15 protein-coding genes are annotated in these 18373 nt (G+C 67.0%); 11 read left to right on the top strand and 4 right to left on the bottom strand.

The window, feature by feature from the left end; translation table 11 throughout:
• Positions 1-15 precede the first annotated feature (15 nt).
• Both lptG and lptF read right to left on the bottom strand, forming a co-directional pair.
• A complete protein-coding gene (lptG, locus tag SBP02_RS04495) occupies positions 16-1077 on the bottom strand; it encodes an LPS export ABC transporter permease LptG (protein ID WP_318645204.1) in 1062 nt (353 codons plus the stop codon).
• Positions 1070-2191: an LPS export ABC transporter permease LptF gene (lptF, locus tag SBP02_RS04490; RefSeq protein WP_318645203.1), complete on the bottom strand. Its 1122-nt coding sequence runs from the start codon at positions 2189-2191 to the stop codon at positions 1070-1072. The genes lptG and lptF overlap by 8 nt, the downstream gene beginning before the upstream one ends.
• A 144-nt stretch (positions 2192-2335) precedes the next feature.
• On the opposite strand from lptF, the gene SBP02_RS04485 reads away from it, so the two are divergent.
• The 8 genes from SBP02_RS04485 (at position 2336) to SBP02_RS04450 (ending at position 11765) form a co-directional block, all read left to right on the top strand.
• Positions 2336-3826 carry a leucyl aminopeptidase gene (locus tag SBP02_RS04485; protein WP_318645202.1) on the top strand — a complete coding sequence of 497 codons (1491 nt, stop codon included), beginning with the start codon at positions 2336-2338 and terminating at the stop codon, positions 3824-3826.
• 57 nt (positions 3827-3883) lie between these two features.
• Positions 3884-4303, top strand: coding sequence for a DNA polymerase III subunit chi (locus SBP02_RS04480; RefSeq protein ID WP_318645201.1), 420 nt, complete (start codon positions 3884-3886; stop codon positions 4301-4303).
• Between the two features lie 12 nt (positions 4304-4315).
• Positions 4316-4738, top strand: coding sequence for a DNA polymerase III subunit chi (locus SBP02_RS04475; protein ID WP_318645200.1), 423 nt, complete (start codon positions 4316-4318; stop codon positions 4736-4738).
• Between the two features lie 116 nt (positions 4739-4854).
• On the top strand, positions 4855-7704 hold the full coding sequence (locus SBP02_RS04470) for a valine--tRNA ligase (protein ID WP_318645199.1): 2850 nt from the start codon (positions 4855-4857) through the stop codon (positions 7702-7704).
• Positions 7705-7776: 72 nt separating this feature from the next.
• On the top strand, positions 7777-9228 hold the full coding sequence (nhaC, locus tag SBP02_RS04465) for a Na+/H+ antiporter NhaC (protein WP_318645198.1): 1452 nt from the start codon (positions 7777-7779) through the stop codon (positions 9226-9228).
• Positions 9229-9453: 225 nt separating this feature from the next.
• Positions 9454-10830, top strand: coding sequence for a sodium:proton antiporter NhaD (gene nhaD, locus SBP02_RS04460; protein WP_318645197.1), 1377 nt, complete (start codon positions 9454-9456; stop codon positions 10828-10830).
• 58 nt (positions 10831-10888) lie between these two features.
• Positions 10889-11185: a winged helix-turn-helix domain-containing protein gene (locus SBP02_RS04455; RefSeq protein ID WP_318645196.1), complete on the top strand. Its 297-nt coding sequence runs from the start codon at positions 10889-10891 to the stop codon at positions 11183-11185.
• A 13-nt stretch (positions 11186-11198) separates the two neighbouring features.
• Positions 11199-11765: a VTT domain-containing protein gene (locus tag SBP02_RS04450; RefSeq protein ID WP_318645195.1), complete on the top strand. Its 567-nt coding sequence runs from the start codon at positions 11199-11201 to the stop codon at positions 11763-11765.
• Between the two features lie 521 nt (positions 11766-12286).
• Here the strand turns inward: SBP02_RS04450 and thiC are convergent.
• The gene (gene thiC, locus SBP02_RS04445; protein ID WP_318645194.1) at positions 12287-14209 is read right to left on the bottom strand and encodes a phosphomethylpyrimidine synthase ThiC; all 1923 of its coding nucleotides are present in this window, start codon (positions 14207-14209) and stop codon (positions 12287-12289) included.
• A 385-nt stretch (positions 14210-14594) separates the two neighbouring features.
• Between thiC and SBP02_RS04440 the strand changes: the two genes are divergently transcribed.
• Positions 14595-15005, top strand: coding sequence for a DUF3461 family protein (locus tag SBP02_RS04440; RefSeq protein ID WP_318645193.1), 411 nt, complete (start codon positions 14595-14597; stop codon positions 15003-15005).
• On the opposite strand, the gene SBP02_RS04435 is transcribed toward SBP02_RS04440, so the two are convergent.
• A complete protein-coding gene (locus SBP02_RS04435; protein ID WP_318645192.1) occupies positions 14990-15241 on the bottom strand; it encodes a hypothetical protein in 252 nt (83 codons plus the stop codon). The two genes, SBP02_RS04440 and SBP02_RS04435, sit on opposite strands and share 16 nt — an antisense overlap.
• A 211-nt stretch (positions 15242-15452) precedes the next feature.
• Here SBP02_RS04435 and SBP02_RS04430 point away from each other — a divergent pair, with 211 nt between their 5' ends.
• Together SBP02_RS04430 and SBP02_RS04425 are read left to right on the top strand one after the other, a co-directional pair.
• Positions 15453-16433, top strand: coding sequence for an AAA family ATPase (locus SBP02_RS04430; protein ID WP_318645191.1), 981 nt, complete (start codon positions 15453-15455; stop codon positions 16431-16433).
• A gap of 20 nt (positions 16434-16453) precedes the next feature.
• Positions 16454-18181 (top strand): cobaltochelatase CobT-related protein, encoded by a 1728-nt coding sequence (locus SBP02_RS04425; RefSeq protein ID WP_318645190.1) that lies wholly within the window; start codon positions 16454-16456, stop codon positions 18179-18181.
• The last annotated feature ends 192 nt before the right edge of the window (positions 18182-18373 follow it).

Raw genomic sequence — 18373 nt, 5'->3', positions numbered from 1 at the left:
TTCTGCATCGATTGATTAGCCGGCCCGTCGTAGCAGGCCCATGCCCGCCACCAGGCAGATGCCCACGGGGATCAACACCGCCAGCAGCGGCGAGAAGCCGAACACCAGGCTCGACGGCCCCAGCAAATCCTGAGCGATGCTGAAGACGAAGCCGACCAGGACCCCGGTGAACACCCGCTGCCCCAGGGTCACCGAACGCAGCGGACCGAAGATGAAGGAAATCGCCATCAGCACCAGCGCCGCGGTCACCAGCGGCTGCAGCACCTTGGTCCAGAACGCCAGCCAGTACTGACCATTGTTCAGCCCCTGCTCGGCCAGGTACTGGATGTAGCGCCACAGCCCGGTCACCGACAGGGCTTCCGGCTCCAGCACCACGGTACCGAGCAACTGGGGATTGAGCTCGACGTCCCAGCGCTCGCTGAGCGACTTGACCAGCTCGGTGCTGCGCTCGCGGAAATGCGTAGTGGCGACGTTCTCCAGCCGCCAGTGATCGCCCTGGTACTGCGCGCGCCGGGCGAAGCTGGAGGACAACAGGCGGCGCCGCTCATCGAAACGGTAGCGCGTCACGCCGTACAGCACGCCATTGGGTTGCACCGCGTTGATATGCACGAACTCCTGGCCCTGGCGGTGCCACAGGCCGCGCTTGGCGCTCTGCGCCTCACCACCGCCCTGAGCCATGGCGCGATTGGCCTGGGCCTGGTTCTCGCTCCAGGGCGCCAGGTACTCACCGATCAGGATGCCGACCAGCATCAGCACCAGCATCGGCTTCATCACCGCCCAGACGATGCGCCCGATCGACACGCCGGCGGCGCGCATCACGGTCAGTTCACTGCTGCTGGCCAGACTGCCCAGGCCGATCAGGCAACCGATCAACGCCGCCATCGGCAGCATCTCGTAGACCCGCCGCGGCACGGTCAGGAAGACATACCAGGCGGCATCGCCCAGGCTGTAGTTGCCCTCGACATCGCCCAGCTCATCGATGAAGGCGAACAGCAGCGCCAGCCCGACTATGATCCCCAGCACCGCCAGGATCGCGAAGAACACCTGGATGCCGATGTACCTGTCCAGCTTAGCCACTGGCCACCTCCCGCACAGCACGGCGACTCGCCCACTTCAAGCGCAACGGCTCCCAATAGAGCAACAGCAGACCTATCAACACGAATACCCCATGCACCCACCACAGCCCCAGCGACTGCGGAATCTTTCCTTTATCCAGGGCGCCACGGGCAGCGATCAGCAGCGCCAGGTAGGCCATATACAGGAACACCGCCGGCAACAGCTTGAGGAATCGTCCCTGCCGCGGATTGACCCGGGACAGCGGCACCGCCAGCAGGGTGACCACGAACACCAGCAAGGGGATGGACAGACGCCACTGCAACTCGGACTGCAGGCGCACATTGTCGCTGCCGAACAGCTCCCGGGTCGGCACGGCCTCGCGCTCGCTGACCTCGCCGCTGACCGAGGGCTTGGGCAGGAGCACGCCATAGGTGTCGTACTGGATCGCTCGGTAGTCGGCCTGACCGGGATTGCCGTCGTAGCGATAGCCGTTCTCCAGAATCAGGTAGCGGCTGCCGTCGGCCTGCAGCTCCTGGCGCCCGCTTTCGGCCACCAGCACGGTGATGCCGCGCTCCTTGCCGCCATCGCGGGAGAAGCGCTTCTCGGAGATGAAGATACCGCCCAGCTGACCGCGATCCTCGGACAGCTCCTGGGTGTAGGTCACCCGCGAACCGTCCTTCATGGCCTGAAAGCGCCCCGGCACCAGGGTATCGAACTCGGTCAGGGCCTCCTGCTCGTTGAGGATGCGCATCTGCCCGGCAACGCCCTGGGGCGCCAGGCCCAGGCTCAACCAGGCCACCAACAATGCCACCAGCAGCGCCGGCGCCAGGCTGTAGACCAGCAGGCGCTGCTGACTCATGCCGGTGGCCGACAGCACGGTCATCTCGCTGTCCAGGTAGAGCCGCCCGTAGGCCAGCAGGATGCCGAGGAACAGCCCCAGCGGCAGGATCAGCTGGAGGAAGCCCGGCAGGCGAAAGCCCATGATCAGGAACAGCACTCCCGGGTCCAGCAGGCCTTGCGCCGCCTGCGCCAGGTACTTGATGAAACGGCCACTCATGATGATCACCAGCAGCACGGCACTTACCGCACTCAGGGTGACCAAGACCTCACGGGATAGATAACGGAAGACGATCAAACCAGACACTCCAGGGTTGTCAGGCTCAGGCGGCTACGCTCAAACTAGCCGCACTGCATGCCGGCTCGCCCACGGACGAACCACCGAAAAAATAGCCGGCATTATCCTGCAATACCGACTTCTTGTCTTGGGGACACTTACGCCATGGAATTTCTCGCCAAAAGCGCTCGCCCGGAAACCCTGAAAACCGCCACCCTGGTTATCGCCGTCGGCGAGGGACGCAAGCTCGGTGAAACGGCGACCGCTGTCGACAACGCCTGCTCCGGTGCGATCAGCGCCCTGCTCAAGCGCGGCGACCTGGCCGGCAAACTCGGCCAGACCCTGCTGGCACACAACCTGGCCGGCCTCAAGGCCGAGCGCGTGCTGCTGGTCGGCAGCGGCAAGGACGCCGAGCTGTCCGACCGCCAACTGCGCAAATTGATCGGCGCCGCCCACGCCGTGCTCAAGGGCCTCGGCGGTGGCGACGCGGTGCTGGCGCTGCAGGACCTGGCCGTCAAGGGCCGCGACGCCTATGGCAAGACCCGTTTAATCGTAGAGACCCTGGCCGACGGCGACTACCAGTTCGACCGTTTCAAGAGCCAGAAGGCCGAACCCCGTGCCCTGAAGAAGCTGACCCTGAGCTGCGACAAGGCCGACCTGGCGGATGTCGAGCGTGCCGCCCGGCATGCCCAGGCCATCGCCGCCGGCATGGCCTTCACCAAGGACCTGGGCAACCTGCCGCCGAACCTGTGCCACCCCAGCTACCTGGCCGAGGAGGCCAGGGGTCTGGCCAAGGCGCACAAGAACCTCAAGGTCGAGGTTCTCGACGAGAAGAAGCTCAAGGAGTTGGGCGCCGGCGCCTTCCTCGCCGTGGCCCAGGGCAGCGAGCAGCCGCCGCGGATGATCGTGCTCAACTACCAGGGCGGCAAGAAGACCGACAAACCCTTCGTCCTGGTCGGCAAGGGCATTACCTTCGACACCGGCGGCATCAGCATCAAGCCAGCGGCCGGCATGGACGAGATGAAGTACGACATGTGCGGCGCCGCCAGCGTGTTCGGCACCCTGAAAGCCGTGCTCGAACTGCAGCTGCCGATCAACCTGGTGTGCCTGCTGGCCTGCGCCGAGAATATGCCCAGCGGTCGCGCCACCCGCCCCGGCGACATCGTCACCAGCATGAGCGGGCAGACCGTGGAGATCCTCAACACCGACGCCGAAGGCCGCCTGGTGCTGTGCGATACCCTGACCTACGCCGAACGCTTCAAGCCCCAGGCGGTGATCGACATCGCCACCCTCACCGGCGCCTGCATCGTCGCCCTGGGCGGCAACACCTCGGGCCTGATGGGCAACGACGACGAGCTGATCCAGCAACTGCTGGCCGCCGGCCAGAGCGCCGACGACCGCGCCTGGCAGCTGCCGCTGTTCGACGAGTACCAGGAGCAGCTGGACAGCCCCTTCGCCGACATCGCCAACATCGGCGGCCCCAAGGCCGGCACCATCACCGCCGGCTGCTTCCTCTCGCGCTTCGCCAAGAAGTACCACTGGGCCCACCTGGACATCGCCGGCACCGCCTGGATCAGCGGCGGCAAGGAAAAAGGCGCCACCGGTCGCCCGGTGCCGCTGCTGACCCAGTACCTGCTCGATCGTAGCCAGGCGTAACCTGTGCCGGGGTGAGCCCCTTCACCCCGGCCACTCCAGCACCTCGTCGAAGTCGCCATGCCCCGAATAGAGTTCTACGTACTCTCCTCCGTCACCCCGGGCGAGCGCCTGCGCGCCGCCTGCCAGCTGGCGATGAAGGCCTGGCGCGCCGGCCTGCCGGTGTTCCTGCGCGCCACCGACTCGGCGCAGTGCGCCGAGCTGGATGAGCTGCTGTGGCGCTTCAAGGCGGAGACCTTCGTACCCCACGACCTGCATCAGGACGACCCGCGCGCCCCGGTGGTGATCGGCCTGGACGAGGAGCCGGCCACCGAGCAGGGCGTGCTGATCAACCTCAACCCGAGCCTGTCGCCCTTTATCGAGCGTTTCAGCCGGATCATCGAGATCGTCAACCAGGAGCCGGACCTGTTGACCGCCTGCCGGGAGAATTTCCGCAGCTACCGCCAGCGCGGCTATGATCCGCAACGAGTCGAGCTCTAAGCGCCGCACGCCATGGACAAACCCAAACCACCGCAGAAACCCACGCAACTGCTGAACGACCTGGAGTCGATCCGCGAACTGCTGGGCGACCAGGACCTCGAGCCGCCGTTGCTGGTCGACGCCCTCGACCCCGACGCCATTCCCGTGCTCTCCGACATCGTCAGCGCCCCGCCCACTCCCGTGCCGGCGCCCGCCCCCAGCTACCGTCCCGCGGTTGCCGAGCCGGCCCCCACAGCCGGACTGCGCAACACCCTGGAGCAGGCGGTGCAGCGTGACAGCGGCGCCGAGCTGAAGAAGCTCGACAACGAACTGCGTGCCGCCGCCCAGCTGATCCTGCAGGATGTCATCGACGACTTCGTGCCGCAGATCGAGGCCGAACTGAAACGCCGCCTGGAGGCGCGCCTGACCCGCCTGCTGCCGCCGCGGCGCAACTAGGGCGCAGCCAGCCACCCCACCAGTCAGCTTCCCGGCGCCCGACCTTACGCCTGGCGCGGCTTCCCCGTTATACTTGTCGGCTTTTCCGATCAGCCGTCATAAGGGTCCCGCCGCGCATGGACAAGACCTACCAGCCGCACGCCATTGAAACCGCCCTGTACCAGAACTGGGAGGCGAACAACTACTTCGCCCCCCAGGGCTCGGGCGAGCCCTACACCATCATGATCCCGCCGCCGAACGTCACCGGCAGCCTGCACATGGGCCATGGTTTCAACAATTCGATCATGGACGCGCTGATCCGTTTCCGTCGCATGCAGGGCCGCAACACCCTGTGGCAACCGGGCACCGACCACGCCGGCATCGCCACCCAGATGGTGGTCGAGCGCCAGCTGGCCGCCGACGGCATCAGCCGCCACGACCTGGGCCGGGAGAAGTTCCTGGAGAAGGTCTGGGAGTGGAAGGAACAGTCCGGCGGCACCATCACCCGGCAGATCCGCCGCCTGGGCAGCTCGGTGGACTGGTCGCGCGAGCGCTTCACCATGGACGAGGGCCTGTCGGAAGCCGTTAAAGAAGCCTTCGTGCGCCTGCACGAGGACGGCCTGATCTACCGCGGCAAGCGCCTGGTCAACTGGGACACTAAGTTCCACACCGCCATCTCCGACCTGGAGGTGGAGAACCACGACGAGAAGGGCTCGCTGTGGAATTTGCGCTACCCCCTGGCCGACGGCCACACCACCGCCGACGGCAAGCACTACCTGATCGTCGCCACCACTCGCCCGGAGACCATGCTGGGTGACGCCGCGGTGGCCGTGCACCCCGAGGACGAGCGTTACAAGGCGCTGATCGGCAGCTTCGTCGAGCTACCCCTGGTCGGCCGGCGCATTCCCATCATCGCCGACGACTACTGCGACCCCGAGTTCGGTACCGGCTGCGTGAAGATCACCCCGGCCCACGACTTCAACGACTATGAAGTGGGCAAGCGCCACAACCTGCCGCTGATCAACATCTTCGACAAGAACGCCGCGGTGCTGGCACAGGCCCAGGTGTTCAACCTGGACGGCAGCGTCAACGCCGAGTTCGACACCACCCTGCCGGCGGACTACGCCGGCCTCGACCGTTTCGAGGCGCGCAAGCAAATCGTCGCCGCCTTCGAGGCCGCAGGCCTCTTGGAGAAGATCGACGAGCACGCGCTCAAGGTGCCCAAGGGCGACCGTTCCGGCACCGTGATCGAGCCCTGGCTCACCGACCAGTGGTATGTCTCCACCAAGCCGCTGGCCGAGCCGGCGATCAAGGCCGTGGAAGACGGCAGCATTCAGTTCGTGCCCAAGCAGTACGAGAACATGTACTTCTCCTGGATGCGCGACATCCAGGACTGGTGCATCAGCCGCCAGCTGTGGTGGGGCCACCGCATCCCGGCCTGGTACGACGAGGCGGGCAACGTCTTTGTGGGCCGCGACGAGGCCGAGGTACGGGCCAAGCACAACCTGGGTGAGCAGCCGCTGCGCCAGGACGAGGACGTGCTCGACACCTGGTTCAGCTCCGGCCTGTGGACCTTCTCCACCCTCGGCTGGCCGCAGCAGACCGAGGCGCTGAAGACCTTCCACCCCACGGATGTGCTGGTCACCGGCTTCGACATCATCTTCTTCTGGGTCGCGCGCATGGTCATGCTGACCCTGCACCTGGTGAAGAACGCCGACGGCAGCGCCCAGGTGCCGTTCAAGACCGTCTACGTCCACGGCCTGGTACGCGACAGCCAGGGCCACAAGATGTCCAAGTCCAAGGGCAATGTGCTCGACCCGCTGGACATAGTCGACGGCATCGATCTGGAGGCCCTGGTGACCAAGCGCACCAGCGGCATGATGCAGCCCAAGCTGGCGGAGAAGATCGCCAAGCAGACCCGCGCCGAGTTCCCCGAGGGCATCGCCGCCTACGGCACCGACGCCCTGCGCTTCACCAACCTGGCGCTGGCCTCCACCGGCCGCGACATCAAGTTCGACATGGGCCGGGTCGAGGGCTACCGCAACTTCTGCAACAAGATCTGGAACGCCGCCAACTTCGTCATCGAAAACACCGATGGCCAGGACACCGGCGTAGGCGGCGAGCCCGTGGAGCTGTCCGCGGTGGACCGCTGGATCATCTCCGCCCTGCAGCGCACCGAGGCCGAGGTCACCCGCCACCTCGACGCCTTCCGCTTCGACATGGCCGCCCAGACCCTGTACGAGTTCATCTGGGACGAGTACTGCGCCTGGTACCTGGAGCTGGTCAAGCCGGTGCTGTGGGACGAGCACGCCCCCATCGAGCGCCAGCGCGGCACCCGCCGCACCCTGGTGCGCGTGCTGGAAGTGGCGCTGCGCCTGGCCCACCCCTTCATGCCCTTCATCACCGAGGAGATCTGGCAACGGATCAAGGGCGCCGCCGGCGCCAGCGGCGACACCCTGATGCTGCAACCCTGGCCGGTGGCCAACGAGAGCCGCATCGATGCGGCTGCCGAGGGCGACATCGAATGGGTCAAGGCGCTGATGCTGGGCCTGCGCCAGATCCGCGGCGAGATGAAGATCTCCATGGCCAAGCGCATCGATATCATCCTCAAGAACGCCAGCGAGCTGGACCAGCGCCGCCTGGCCGACAACCTGCCGCTGCTCAACAAGCTGGCCAAGCTGGAGTCGGTGCGGGTACTGGCGGCCGGCGAGGAAGCGCCGATGTCCGCCACCGCCCTGGTCGGCGAGATGGAAGTGCTGGTGCCCATGGCCGGGCTGATCGACAAGGCCGCCGAACTGGCGCGCCTGGACAAGGAGATCGCCCGCCTGGACGGCGAGGTCAAGCGGGTCGGCGGCAAGCTGGCCAACCAGGGTTTCGTCGCCAAGGCCCCGGCCGAGGTGCTGGACAAGGAGCGCGCCAAGCTGGCCGAGGCCGAGCAGGCCCTGGCCAAGCTGGCCGAACAGCGCGCACGCATCGCCAGCCTCTAACCCTTCCGCAAGACCCCACGGGGCCCGCTGCCAGCACCGGCGCGGGCCCCGTGCTTTTTACCGGTACCCGTCATGACCACCCCACGCTCCCCCTCCCTGCTCGATGCCCTGCTGCCGATTGGCGTGCTGGTGGTATTGCTGAGCCTGTCCGTCTACCTCTATGGCGACGCCTCCTCCAGCGGGCCGAACCAGATCGCCCTGATCTGCGCCGCCTTCGTCGCCGGCCTGGTCGGCCTGAAGAACGGTCTGCGCTGGGCACAGATCGAGGACGGCATCCTCGCCGGCATCCAGATGGCGATGAAGGCCAACCTGATCCTCCTGGCGGTCGGCGCCCTGATCGGCACCTGGATTCTCGCCGGCACCGTGCCGACCATGATCTGGCTCGGCCTCAAGCTGATCTCGGCCGAGTATTTCTACGCCACCAGTTGCCTGATCTGCGCCCTCACCGCCCTGTCGATCGGCAGCTCCTGGACGGTGGCCGGGACCCTCGGCATCGGCCTGATGGGGGTCGCCGCCGGCCTCGGCCTGGACCCGGCGATCACCGCCGGGGCGATCATCTCCGGCGCCTATTTCGGCGACAAGCTGTCGCCCCTGTCGGACACCACCAACCTGGCACCGGCCGCAGCCGGCGCGGAGCTGTTCGCCCATATCCGCCTGATGGCGCGCACCTCGGTGCCGGCCCTGTTGCTGGCCCTGGCGCTGTTCTTCGGCCTCGGCCAGCAGGCCGGCGGCGAGCAGGACACCGCGCGCATCGCCGCGGTGCTGCAGGCGCTGGAAGGCCAGTTCGAACTGGGCTGGCACCTGCTGCTGCCGGTGGCCCTGCTGCTGTTCCTGGCGGTGCGCCAATGGGCGGCCTTCCCCTCGGTGTTTCTCGGCGCCCTGGTCGGCGCGCTGTTCGCGCTGCTGTTCCAGCCGGAGGTGATGAGCCGCCTGGCCGACCCTGCCGCCGGCGCCCTGGCGCCGCTGAAGACGGTGTGGAGTGCACTGTTCGCCGGCTACCAGTCCAGCAGCGGCAACGAGGCCCTGGACGGCCTGCTGTCCAAGGGCGGCATGGCCAGCATGCTCACCACCATCTGGCTGATCATCTGCGCCATGTGCTTCGGCGGCGTGCTGGAGCGCCTCGGCCTGCTGCAGCGCCTGCTGCACAGCACCCTGCACCTGGCCAGGAGCACCAGCAGCCTGATCGCCTGTACCATCACCACCACCATCGGCACCAACGTCATCACCGCCGACCAGTACATCGCCCTGGTCCTGCCCGGGCGCATGTACCGGGCGGAGTACGAGAAGCGCGGCCTGGCCCCGGTGACCCTGTCGCGGGCCCTGGAAGACGGCGGTACCCTGACCTCGGTGCTAATCCCCTGGAACACCTGCGGCGCCTATATGGCGGCGACGCTCGGGGTGGCGACCCTCAGCTACCTGCCCTTCTGCTTCTTCAACCTGATCATGCCGCTGCTGGCCCTGAGCCTGGCCTTCATCGCGCCGCCGCAACCACTCTCCGGCGAGGCGCAGGCTGCCGGCGCCTGATCGCCTGCGCAGCCCCCGGAAAACCCGCACGCCACGGGGGCTGCATGCGGACTCGCAAGTCAGAATTCGTCTAGAAAGAGCGAGCGAAAGCAGCTTTAGCCCGTAATTGCCCTCCCAATTCCCGGCCAAATCAGGCATCTTCTCCGGCGCATCAAGAGCCTCTGGCACTTTTCCGCCCGGAAAAAGCACTCCCAATAAGAAAAGCCCTGAACTGGAATTCTGATCATGTATGCGTTAATGGCGTTGATTTTCGTCCTCGGTTACCTCTGTATCGCCCTCGAACACCCGCTGAAGATCGACAAGGCCGCCTCGGCCATCCTCACCGCGGTGCTCTGCTGGACGCTTCTGGTGCTCGGCGCCGATGCCATCCTGCCGCTGATCGGCCACGGCACCTCGGGGGCGGCGGACAACGGCCAGCACGTGGTCGAGGAACTGCGCCACCATCTCGGCGAAATCTCCGAGATCCTGTTCTTCCTCATGGGCGCCATGACCATAGTCGAGCTGATCGACGCCCACGAGGGCTTCAAGGTCATCACCGACCGCATCCGCACCAACAAGCGCGTGACCCTGCTGTGGATGGTGGCGCTGATCACCTTCTTCCTCTCCGCCGCCCTGGACAACCTGACCACCACCATCGTCATGGTCTCGCTGCTGCGCAAGCTGGTGGCCGAGCAGAAGGAACGCTGGTTCTACGCCGGCATCGTGGTGATCGCCGCCAACGCCGGCGGAGCCTGGTCGCCGATCGGTGACGTCACCACCACCATGCTGTGGATCGGCAACCAGATCACCGCCAGCGGCATCGTGGTCAAGCTGATCGTGCCGAGCCTGGTGTGCCTGCTGGTGCCGCTGCTGATCCTCACCTTCACCATGAAGGGCGAGATCCACCGCCCGCAGCTGACGGTACTGGAGGAAGAACGCCGCGACCCGACCACCCCGTTCGAGCGCAACCTGGTGTTCATCCTCGGCATCGCCGCCCTGGTGTTCGTGCCGATCTTCAAGACCGTCACCCACCTGCCGCCCTACATGGGCATCCTCCTCGGCCTGGGCGTGCTCTGGGTTGTCACCGAGGTGATCCACCGCGGCAAGAACGACGAGGACAAGCACCCGCTCTCGGTGGTCGGCGTGTTGCGCCGCATCGACACCACCAGCGTGCTGTTCTTCCTCGGCATCCTGCTGGCGGTCTCCAGCCTGGCCAGCGCCGGCCACCTGACCCAGGTCGCGCTGCTGCTGCGCGAAGGCTTCGGCGACATCTACGCGATCAACATCGCCATCGGCCTGCTCTCGGCGGTGGTGGACAACGTGCCACTGGTGGCCGGCGCCATGAAGATGTACCCACTGATCAGCCCCGCGGAACTGGCCGTCGCCACCAGCGAAGCCGGATGGCTGAGCAACTTCCAGGTCGATGGCACCTTCTGGGAAATGCTCGCCTACTGCGCCGGCACCGGCGGCAGCTGCCTGATCATCGGCTCGGCCGCCGGCGTGGCGGCCATGGGCATGGAAAAGATCAACTTCGTCTGGTACCTGAAGAAGATCAGCTGGCTGGCCTTCATCGGCTACATGGCCGGCGCAGCCACCTATATCGGCATCGTCAGCCTGGGCTGAGGCCGGTTTGCGCTGCGCCGCAGGGCGCAGCGCCCCCTGACAGCAGGAGCACGACGGGATGGACGTGAGCAAGACCAAGACCAGCTTCTACCGCCGCCTCTATGTGGCCTGGCTGATCGACAGTGGCGCCGCCCGCAGCGTGCCGGCGCTGATGGCCGCCACCGGCATGCCGCGGCGCACCGCCCAGGACACCCTGGCCGCCCTGGCCGACCTGGACATCGACTGCGCCTTCGTCCAGCAGCCGGGCGAGCGCAACAACGCCGGGCACTACGAAATCCGCGACTGGGGCGCCATCGACCCGGCCTGGATCGCCCGCCACCAGTCGCGGATCAAGGCCATACTGGGCTACCCCTGAAGCGGAGGCCTCGATGCGCAGCTCCCGCCGCCTGCTGCTGGTGATCCTGTTCCTGCTGGCGCTGTTCCTGCTGTTCGAACTGCTCGGCATTCGTGCCCAGTTCAGCCTGGAGTGGCTGCAGGACCTGATCCTGATGCACCCGGTCGCCGGCCTGCTGCTGTTCGTCCTGCTGTTCGCCCTGGGCAACCTGATCCAGATTCCCGGCTGGCTGTTCCTCGCCGCCGCGGTGCTGGCCCTGGGCCGCCTGTACGGCGGCCTGGCCACCTACCTGGCCGCCTGCCTCTCCTGCATCTTCACCTTCTTCACCATCCGCTATCTGGGCGGCAACGCCCTGCGCGAACTGGACAGTCGCCTGGCCAGACGCCTGCTGGCCGGCCTCGACCGTCACCCGCTGGCCAGCATCGTCACCCTGCGCATGCTGTTCCAGACCGTGCCGGCACTGAACTACAGCCTCGCCCTGTCCGGCGTGCGCTTTCGCCACTACCTGCTCGGCACCCTGCTCGGCCTGCCGCTGCCCATCGCCCTGTATTGCCTGTTCTTCGATTACCTGGCGATGTGGCTGAATATCGCTAACGGCTAGGCGCATGGCCGTGGCGATGCGCAACGCAGTCGAAGCCGGCATGCCCAGCCAGTCGTAGTTGTGAACGCGTCCCTGCCACGAGTGGAAATCACCGCCCCCATAAACACCTCGCAGCCCATGGCCGCGACGACACAAAAGTTCTTCCCGGCCTGCGGCAATCGCAAGCCACTCTTGGAGTGAATGTTGTCGGCATGGCGGTTGCCGATGGGCCGGAGGACGACGATCGTCTTCAATGATGCGGACGGTGAGCGACAACCTGTAGGCCGTTAGGCCCCTCGAGAGGGGCCGATCATGCCCGGCTTGCCGGCACACCGAGACTGCCCGGAACTCGGGTCGATCACCGCCGGCACATCGCCCTGCTCATGCTTGGGGCGCCAGTAGAGCCTCCAGTCATCGGGCTTGCCGTTTTGCAGTTCATGCTCGGTCGCGCCAAGTCACGTCAGTCAGGCGGCCAGCGCAGAAAAAAGACGGGCCCGAAGGCCCGTTCCGTTCACTTTTTTCAGCAGTTCTTGACCCGTTGCTCACACCTTCTGATAGAGCTGTGCGCCCTGCGCCTTGAATTCCTCGGCCTTGGCCTGCATGCCCTGCTCGACCTCCAGGTCGACCGCGGCGATGCGTTGCTCCTCAGCATAGACCCGCACCTCCTGGGTGATCTTCATCGAGCAGAACTTCGGCCCGCACATGGAGCAGAAGTGCGCCACCTTGGCCGAGTCCTTCGGCAGCGTCTCGTCGTGGAAGGCCCGCGCCGTGTCCGGGTCCAGGCCCAGGTTGAACTGGTCCTCCCAGCGGAACTCGAAGCGCGCCTTGCTCAGGGCATTATCGCGAATCTGCGCCCCCGGGTGGCCTTTGGCAAGGTCGGCGGCGTGGGCGGCGATCTTGTAGGTGATGATGCCGGTCTTGACGTCGTCCTTGTTCGGCAGCCCCAGGTGCTCCTTGGGGGTAACGTAGCAGAGCATGGCGCAGCCGAACCAACCGATCATCGCCGCGCCGATGCCCGAGGTGATGTGGTCGTAGCCCGGGGCGATGTCGGTGGTCAGCGGGCCGAGGGTGTAGAACGGCGCCTCGTCGCAGCATTCCAGCTGCTTGTCCATGTTCTCCTTGATCAGCTGCATCGGCACGTGGCCGGGGCCCTCGATCATCACCTGCACGTCGTGCTTCCAGGCGATCTTGGTCAGCTCGCCGAGGGTCTCCAGTTCGCCGAACTGGGCCTCGTCGTTGGCGTCGGCAATCGAGCCCGGACGCAGGCCATCGCCCAGCGAGAAGCTGACGTCGTAGGCCTTCATGATCTCGCAGATTTCCTCGAAGTGGGTGTAGAGGAAATTCTCCTTGTGGTGCGCCAGGCACCACTTGGCCATGATCGAGCCGCCGCGCGAGACGATGCCGGTGACCCGCTTGGCGGTCATCGGCACATAGCGCAGCAACACGCCGGCGTGAATGGTGAAGTAGTCCACGCCCTGCTCGGCCTGCTCGATCAGGGTGTCGCGGAACAGCTCCCAGGTCAGGTCCTCGGCCACCCCGCCGACCTTCTCCAGGGCCTGGTAGATCGGCACGGTGCCGATCGGCACCGGCGAGTTGCGGATGATCCACTCGCGGGTCTCGTGGATGTGCTTGCCGGTGGACAGGTCCATCACGGTGTCCGAGCCCCAGCGGATGCCCCAGGTCAGCTTGGCCACTTCTTCTTCAATCGAAGAACCGAGCGCGCTGTTGCCGATGTTGCCGTTGATCTTCACCAGGAAGTTGCGGCCGATGATCATCGGCTCCAGCTCCACGTGGTTGATGTTGGCCGGGATGATGGCGCGGCCGCGGGCGATCTCCTCGCGGACGAACTCCGGGGTGATCTCCTTGGGGATGTTGGCACCGAAGCTGTGGCCGGCGTGCTGCTGGTCGAGCAGGCCGGCGGCGCGGGCCTCCTGCAGCTTCATGTTCTCGCGGATGGCGACGTATTCCATCTCCGGGGTGATGATGCCCTGGCGCGCGTAGTGCATCTGGCTGACGTTCTTGCCGGCCTTGGCGCGGCGCGGGTTGCGCACGTGGGCGAAGCGCATGGCGGTCAGCTCGGGGTTGGCCAGGCGCTCCTGACCGAAGCTGGAGCTCAGGCCGGCGAGCAGCTCGGTGTCGCCGCGGTCCTCGATCCAGGCGCTGCGTACGTCGGCCAGGCCCTGGCGCACGTCGATGGTCACGTTCGGGTCGGTGTAGGGGCCGGAGGTGTCGTAGACCAGCACCGGCGCGTTGACCTCGCCACCGCTCTTTGTTGCAGAGAACGCGGTGGGGGTCACGTCCAGGCTGATCTCGCGCATCGGCACGCGGATGTCCGGGCGCGAACCCTGTACATAGACCTTGCGCGAGCGGGGGAAGGGCTGGATCGACTGCTGGTCGACCCGGGCGCTTTCGCTCAGGATCGGGCTGAGATTCTTATGGCCAAGCGACGCGGAACTCTGACTCATGCTGGACTCCTGAAGGCAGCGCCGGAGGGCGCTGCATAGCTGATACGAAAACCTTAACCAGGGCCACCAGCGCCTCCCAGAGCCAGTGTCGCCGGCGCCGTTGCGCCAGGGTCACGCCTGGCCCCATCGACCGTGCCGGGCTGGCCCTGTGCCGCCGGCCGATGCTGACTAAACTGCGCGCACCTCTCGCTAGACGAGAGCGGCCTCCTCTCCTCGGCCCCGCCCGCCGCCTCGCGGCAGGGCACGCCAGCCGAGGCCCGAACAACAATAACAATCCCGCCAGACAGCCCCGCGCCCCGCGAACCAAGCGGCCGTCGCTGTTTGCCGCGCATGCGTCACAGGAGCCCAAACAGCCGAACAACCCACGACCGACGAGACAGGCGACATGACCGACTACAGCACCCTGAAGGAAATGGGCATCAGCTCCTTCGAACTCATCTCCCGCTTCAGCCTGCGCCGCGAGCACGACCGCGACGTCCTCAAGGTCTACTACCTGCGTCCCCTGACCTCGCTGCGCCCGCACAGCCAGAAGTTCACCTTCGCCCGCCCGCGCCAGGCCATTCCCGGACAGAGCCGCCACAGTCAGGCCTGGAAGGACCTGCTCGACTGCAGCCCGGTGCTGCAGCAGGCCTTGCAGGAGCTGCGCCAGCTGACCGGCAGCGACTGCGACAACCAGCCGCTGGCGGCCAAGGACGCACTGCTGCGGGACCTGAGCCATCTGGAAAAAGTGGTCGCCGCCAAGCTCGCGGAAATCCGCGAGCAGGTCGAGCGTCTCGGCCCTCAAGCCTCGGCCTGAACCGCCTGCTGCGCCTGCATCAACTGCGCCATCTTGCTGCCGAATAGCCGGCCCAGGGCCTGGGCATCGCCATCGGCCTCGTCCAGCGCCTCGACCATGGCCTGCAAGGTAGGCCGGGTCTTGGCCAGCAGCTCGCCGATGTAGTGCTCGGCAGTGGTCCGGGTGTGCGCCTGGTAGCGGCGGAACAGCGCGCCGAGTTCGGGGTCCAGGTTGATGGTCAGGGTATCTGCAGGCATTGAGTCGACCTCTCGGTTATTCCGCAGTGGCGGGCGGGCTTGGCATCTGGCGCCATCCTTAGCCGCCGCGGTCCGTGGCGATAGAGCCAGTCGCCCGCCCGACTTGGCGCCAGGCCCGCCCTGGCCGCATCGGCCGCGGGCAACTGGCCCCTCACCCGCCGCCGGACGCGCCCTAGAATCGACGGGAAATCACCGGCCCCGAGGCGCCCCCATGACCGACTTGACCCTTGAATCCGCCAGCCGCCTGGTCAGTGCCCGGGAACTCTTCGGCATCGACTCCAGCCTGCGCGTGCCGGTGTTCACCAAGAGCGACCAACAGGTGCCGGAGATCGACCCGGCCTACCGCTTCAACCCGGAAGTGACCCTGGCCATCCTCGCCGGCTTCACCCGCAATCGCCGGGTGTTGCTCCAGGGCCTGCACGGCACCGGCAAGTCGACCCATATCGAGCAGGTCGCGGCCCGGCTGAACTGGCCCTGCGTACGGGTCAACCTGGACGGCCATATCGGCCGCCTGGACTTGATCGGCAAGGACGGCATCATCCTGCGCGACGGCAAGCAGGTCACCGAGTTCCAGGAGGGCATCCTGCCCTGGGCGCTGCGCCGGCCCATGGCGCTGATCTTCGACGAATACGACGCCGGCCGCCCGGATGTGATGTTCGTGATCCAGCGCATCCTCGAGCAGGGCGGCCAGCTCAACCTGCTCGAGCAGAACCAGCTGATCCATCCGCACCCCTATTTCCGCCTGTTCGCCACCGCCAACACCGTCGGCCTGGGCAACCTCAACGGCCTCTACCACGGCACCCAGGTGCTCAACCAGGCGCAGCTGGACCGCTGGAACATAGTCGCCAGCCTCAACTACCTACCCCTGGCCGAGGAGGTGGCGATAGTCGCCGGGCGGGTGCCGCAACTGACCGCCCGGTACGGCGAGGCGCTGCTGGAGTCGATGGTGGCGGTGGCGACCCTGACGCGCCAGGGTTTCGCCTGCGGCGACCTGTCCACCCTGATGTCGCCGCGCTGCGTGATCGCCTGGGCGGAGAACACGGAAATCTTCGCCGACCCGGCGCTGGCCTTCCGCCTGTCGTTCCTCAACAAGTGCGACGAGGCCGAACGGCCGCTGGTCGCCGAGTACTACCAACGCTGCTTCGACCAGGAACTCGCAGAGTCGGCGCTGCCACGCCTGGCGCTGGCGTGAGCGGCCCCGGGATAACGCCCATGGAGCCGTCGCCACGCCGCGAGAAACGCCAGCAACAGCTCGAGGAACTCTGCGCGGCGAGCCTGCGCGCGCTGTCCGGCGAGGCGCGCCTGCGCTACCGCGGCGGGCGTCTGGAGGTGGCCGGACGGCCCGTTCCGGTGCGCGCCCCACACCTGCACCCGGACCCCGAACGCGACGACTTCACCGCCTACCGCGGGGTCGCCGACAGCCTGGCGCTGCGTCTGCGCCACAGCGATGCGGCGCTGGTTCGCCAGACGCTGCCGGCGCAGCCGATCGCCCGCCTGGTGTTCGAGTTGCTCGAGCAGCTGCGCGTGGAGTCGCTGGTGGCCGACCAGCATCCCGGGGTCCGGCGCAACCTGCTGCGGCGCTTCGAGCAGTGGAGCCAGCAGTTTCTCGATTCCGGGCAGACCGAAGGCCATGTCGGCCTGCTGCTCTTCAGCCTGGCGCAGATGAGCTGGATGCTGCTGTGTGGCGGGCGCGCCGGCGCACAGACGGAGATGCTCATCGAGGCGCCGCGGCTGAGCCTGCTCGGCCACTTCGGCGCCAGCTTCGGCCTGCTGCGCCGCCATCGTTTCGACCAGGCGGCGTTCGCCGAACAGGCCCTGACAATCGCCGCCAAGGTGCAGGAACTGATCGAGCAGCTGGATGCCGAACTGCTCGGCAACGACGAACGCAAGGTCTCGGAGATCGCCGAGAAGACCCACCTGGCGTTCGCCCTGCTGCTGGACGTCGCGCAGCAGGGCGAGGGCGACGGCCCCGCCAGCGGCGCCGGCGAGGGCAGTCCGCGCGGGGCCGAGGGCGACTTCGTCTACCGGGTGTTCTGCCGCGACTACGACAGCGAGCGCAACGCCGCCAGCCTGGTGCGCCAGGAACTCTTGCAGGAGCTGCGTCAGCGCCTGGATCGGCGCCTGGCCGGCCAGGGCCTCAATCTGCCGCGCCTGGCCAGACGCCTGGGCGCCCTGCTGGCCGCCCCCCGGCGCGACGGCTGGGCCTTCGCCCAGCGCGAGGGGCAGATCGACGGCGGCCGTCTCAGCCGCCTGATCATCAGCCCCGAACAGCGCGAGATCTTCCGCCACGAGCGCCAGCGCCCGCACAGCGATTGCCTGGTCAGCCTGCTGATCGACAACTCCGGCTCCATGCGCAACCACATCGAGCCCATCGCCCTGCTCGCCGATGCGCTCGCCCGCGCCCTGGAGCTGGCCGGCGCGCGCTGCGAGATCCTCGGCTTCACCACCGGCCAGTGGAACGGCGGCCGCCCCCTCAAGCGCTGGCGCGGCGTCGGCCAGCCGGCCGATCCGGGACGCCTCAACGAACTCAGCCACCTGGTCTACAAGGATGCCGAGACGACCTGGCGGCGCGCCCGGCCGAGCATCGCCGCCCTGCTCAAGTCCGACCTGTTCCGCGAGGGCATGGACGGCGAGGCGCTGCTCTGGGCGCGCCAGCGCCTGCTGCAACGCGAGGCACGGCGGCGCCTGCTGATCGTCGTCAGCGACGGCTGCCCGATGGACAGCGCCACCCTCCAGGCCAACGCCCAGGACATCCTCGACCTGCACCTCAAGCAGGTGGCCGCGCAGATCGAGCAGGACGGCCGCATCGAGCTGTTCGCCCTGGGCGTCGGCCTGGACCTGAGCGCCTACTACCGCCACAGCCTGGAGCTGGACCTGTCGCGCAGCCTGGACAACGCGGTGTTCGACGAGGTGCTGCAGCTGCTGACGCGGCGCCGCTGAGACGGCCCCCGCCGAAGCCTGCCCTGCCTGGAAAACCCTCCCCACAGCCGTCACACTGGCCCGCCCGAACGGGGCGCTAATGGCCGTGCCAGAGCGTTTATCCCCTCTGCTGAGGCAACCGCCGCGCTGGCCCCAGAAACGCCATGGATGTGGCCCTAAACAGCCGCGCACCCGGGGGGGACTATTGAGCCC

The sequence above is a fragment of the Pseudomonas benzenivorans genome (assembly GCF_033547155.1).
Lineage (GTDB): Bacteria > Pseudomonadota > Gammaproteobacteria > Pseudomonadales > Pseudomonadaceae > Aquipseudomonas > Aquipseudomonas benzenivorans_B.
The sequence above is the reverse complement of the archived record's forward strand: the minus strand, read 5'-3'. Positions and strand labels throughout refer to the sequence as shown.

What these genes read in the sequence shown, in the direction of transcription:
- SBP02_RS04435 (WP_318645192.1), bottom strand. Translation starts at nt 15,241, where the DNA reads ATGCCTGCAGATACCCTGACCATCAACCTGGACCCCGAACTCGGCGCG.
- nhaD (WP_318645197.1), top strand. Translation starts at nt 9,454, where the DNA reads ATGTATGCGTTAATGGCGTTGATTTTCGTCCTCGGTTACCTCTGTATC.
- SBP02_RS04485 (WP_318645202.1), top strand. Translation starts at nt 2,336, where the DNA reads ATGGAATTTCTCGCCAAAAGCGCTCGCCCGGAAACCCTGAAAACCGCC.
- SBP02_RS04455 (WP_318645196.1), top strand. Translation starts at nt 10,889, where the DNA reads ATGGACGTGAGCAAGACCAAGACCAGCTTCTACCGCCGCCTCTATGTG.
- SBP02_RS04475 (WP_318645200.1), top strand. Translation starts at nt 4,316, where the DNA reads ATGGACAAACCCAAACCACCGCAGAAACCCACGCAACTGCTGAACGAC.
- thiC (WP_318645194.1), bottom strand. Translation starts at nt 14,209, where the DNA reads ATGAGTCAGAGTTCCGCGTCGCTTGGCCATAAGAATCTCAGCCCGATC.
- SBP02_RS04450 (WP_318645195.1), top strand. Translation starts at nt 11,199, where the DNA reads ATGCGCAGCTCCCGCCGCCTGCTGCTGGTGATCCTGTTCCTGCTGGCG.
- SBP02_RS04440 (WP_318645193.1), top strand. Translation starts at nt 14,595, where the DNA reads ATGACCGACTACAGCACCCTGAAGGAAATGGGCATCAGCTCCTTCGAA.
- SBP02_RS04470 (WP_318645199.1), top strand. Translation starts at nt 4,855, where the DNA reads ATGGACAAGACCTACCAGCCGCACGCCATTGAAACCGCCCTGTACCAG.
- SBP02_RS04430 (WP_318645191.1), top strand. Translation starts at nt 15,453, where the DNA reads ATGACCGACTTGACCCTTGAATCCGCCAGCCGCCTGGTCAGTGCCCGG.
- SBP02_RS04480 (WP_318645201.1), top strand. Translation starts at nt 3,884, where the DNA reads ATGCCCCGAATAGAGTTCTACGTACTCTCCTCCGTCACCCCGGGCGAG.
- SBP02_RS04425 (WP_318645190.1), top strand. Translation starts at nt 16,454, where the DNA reads ATGGAGCCGTCGCCACGCCGCGAGAAACGCCAGCAACAGCTCGAGGAA.
- nhaC (WP_318645198.1), top strand. Translation starts at nt 7,777, where the DNA reads ATGACCACCCCACGCTCCCCCTCCCTGCTCGATGCCCTGCTGCCGATT.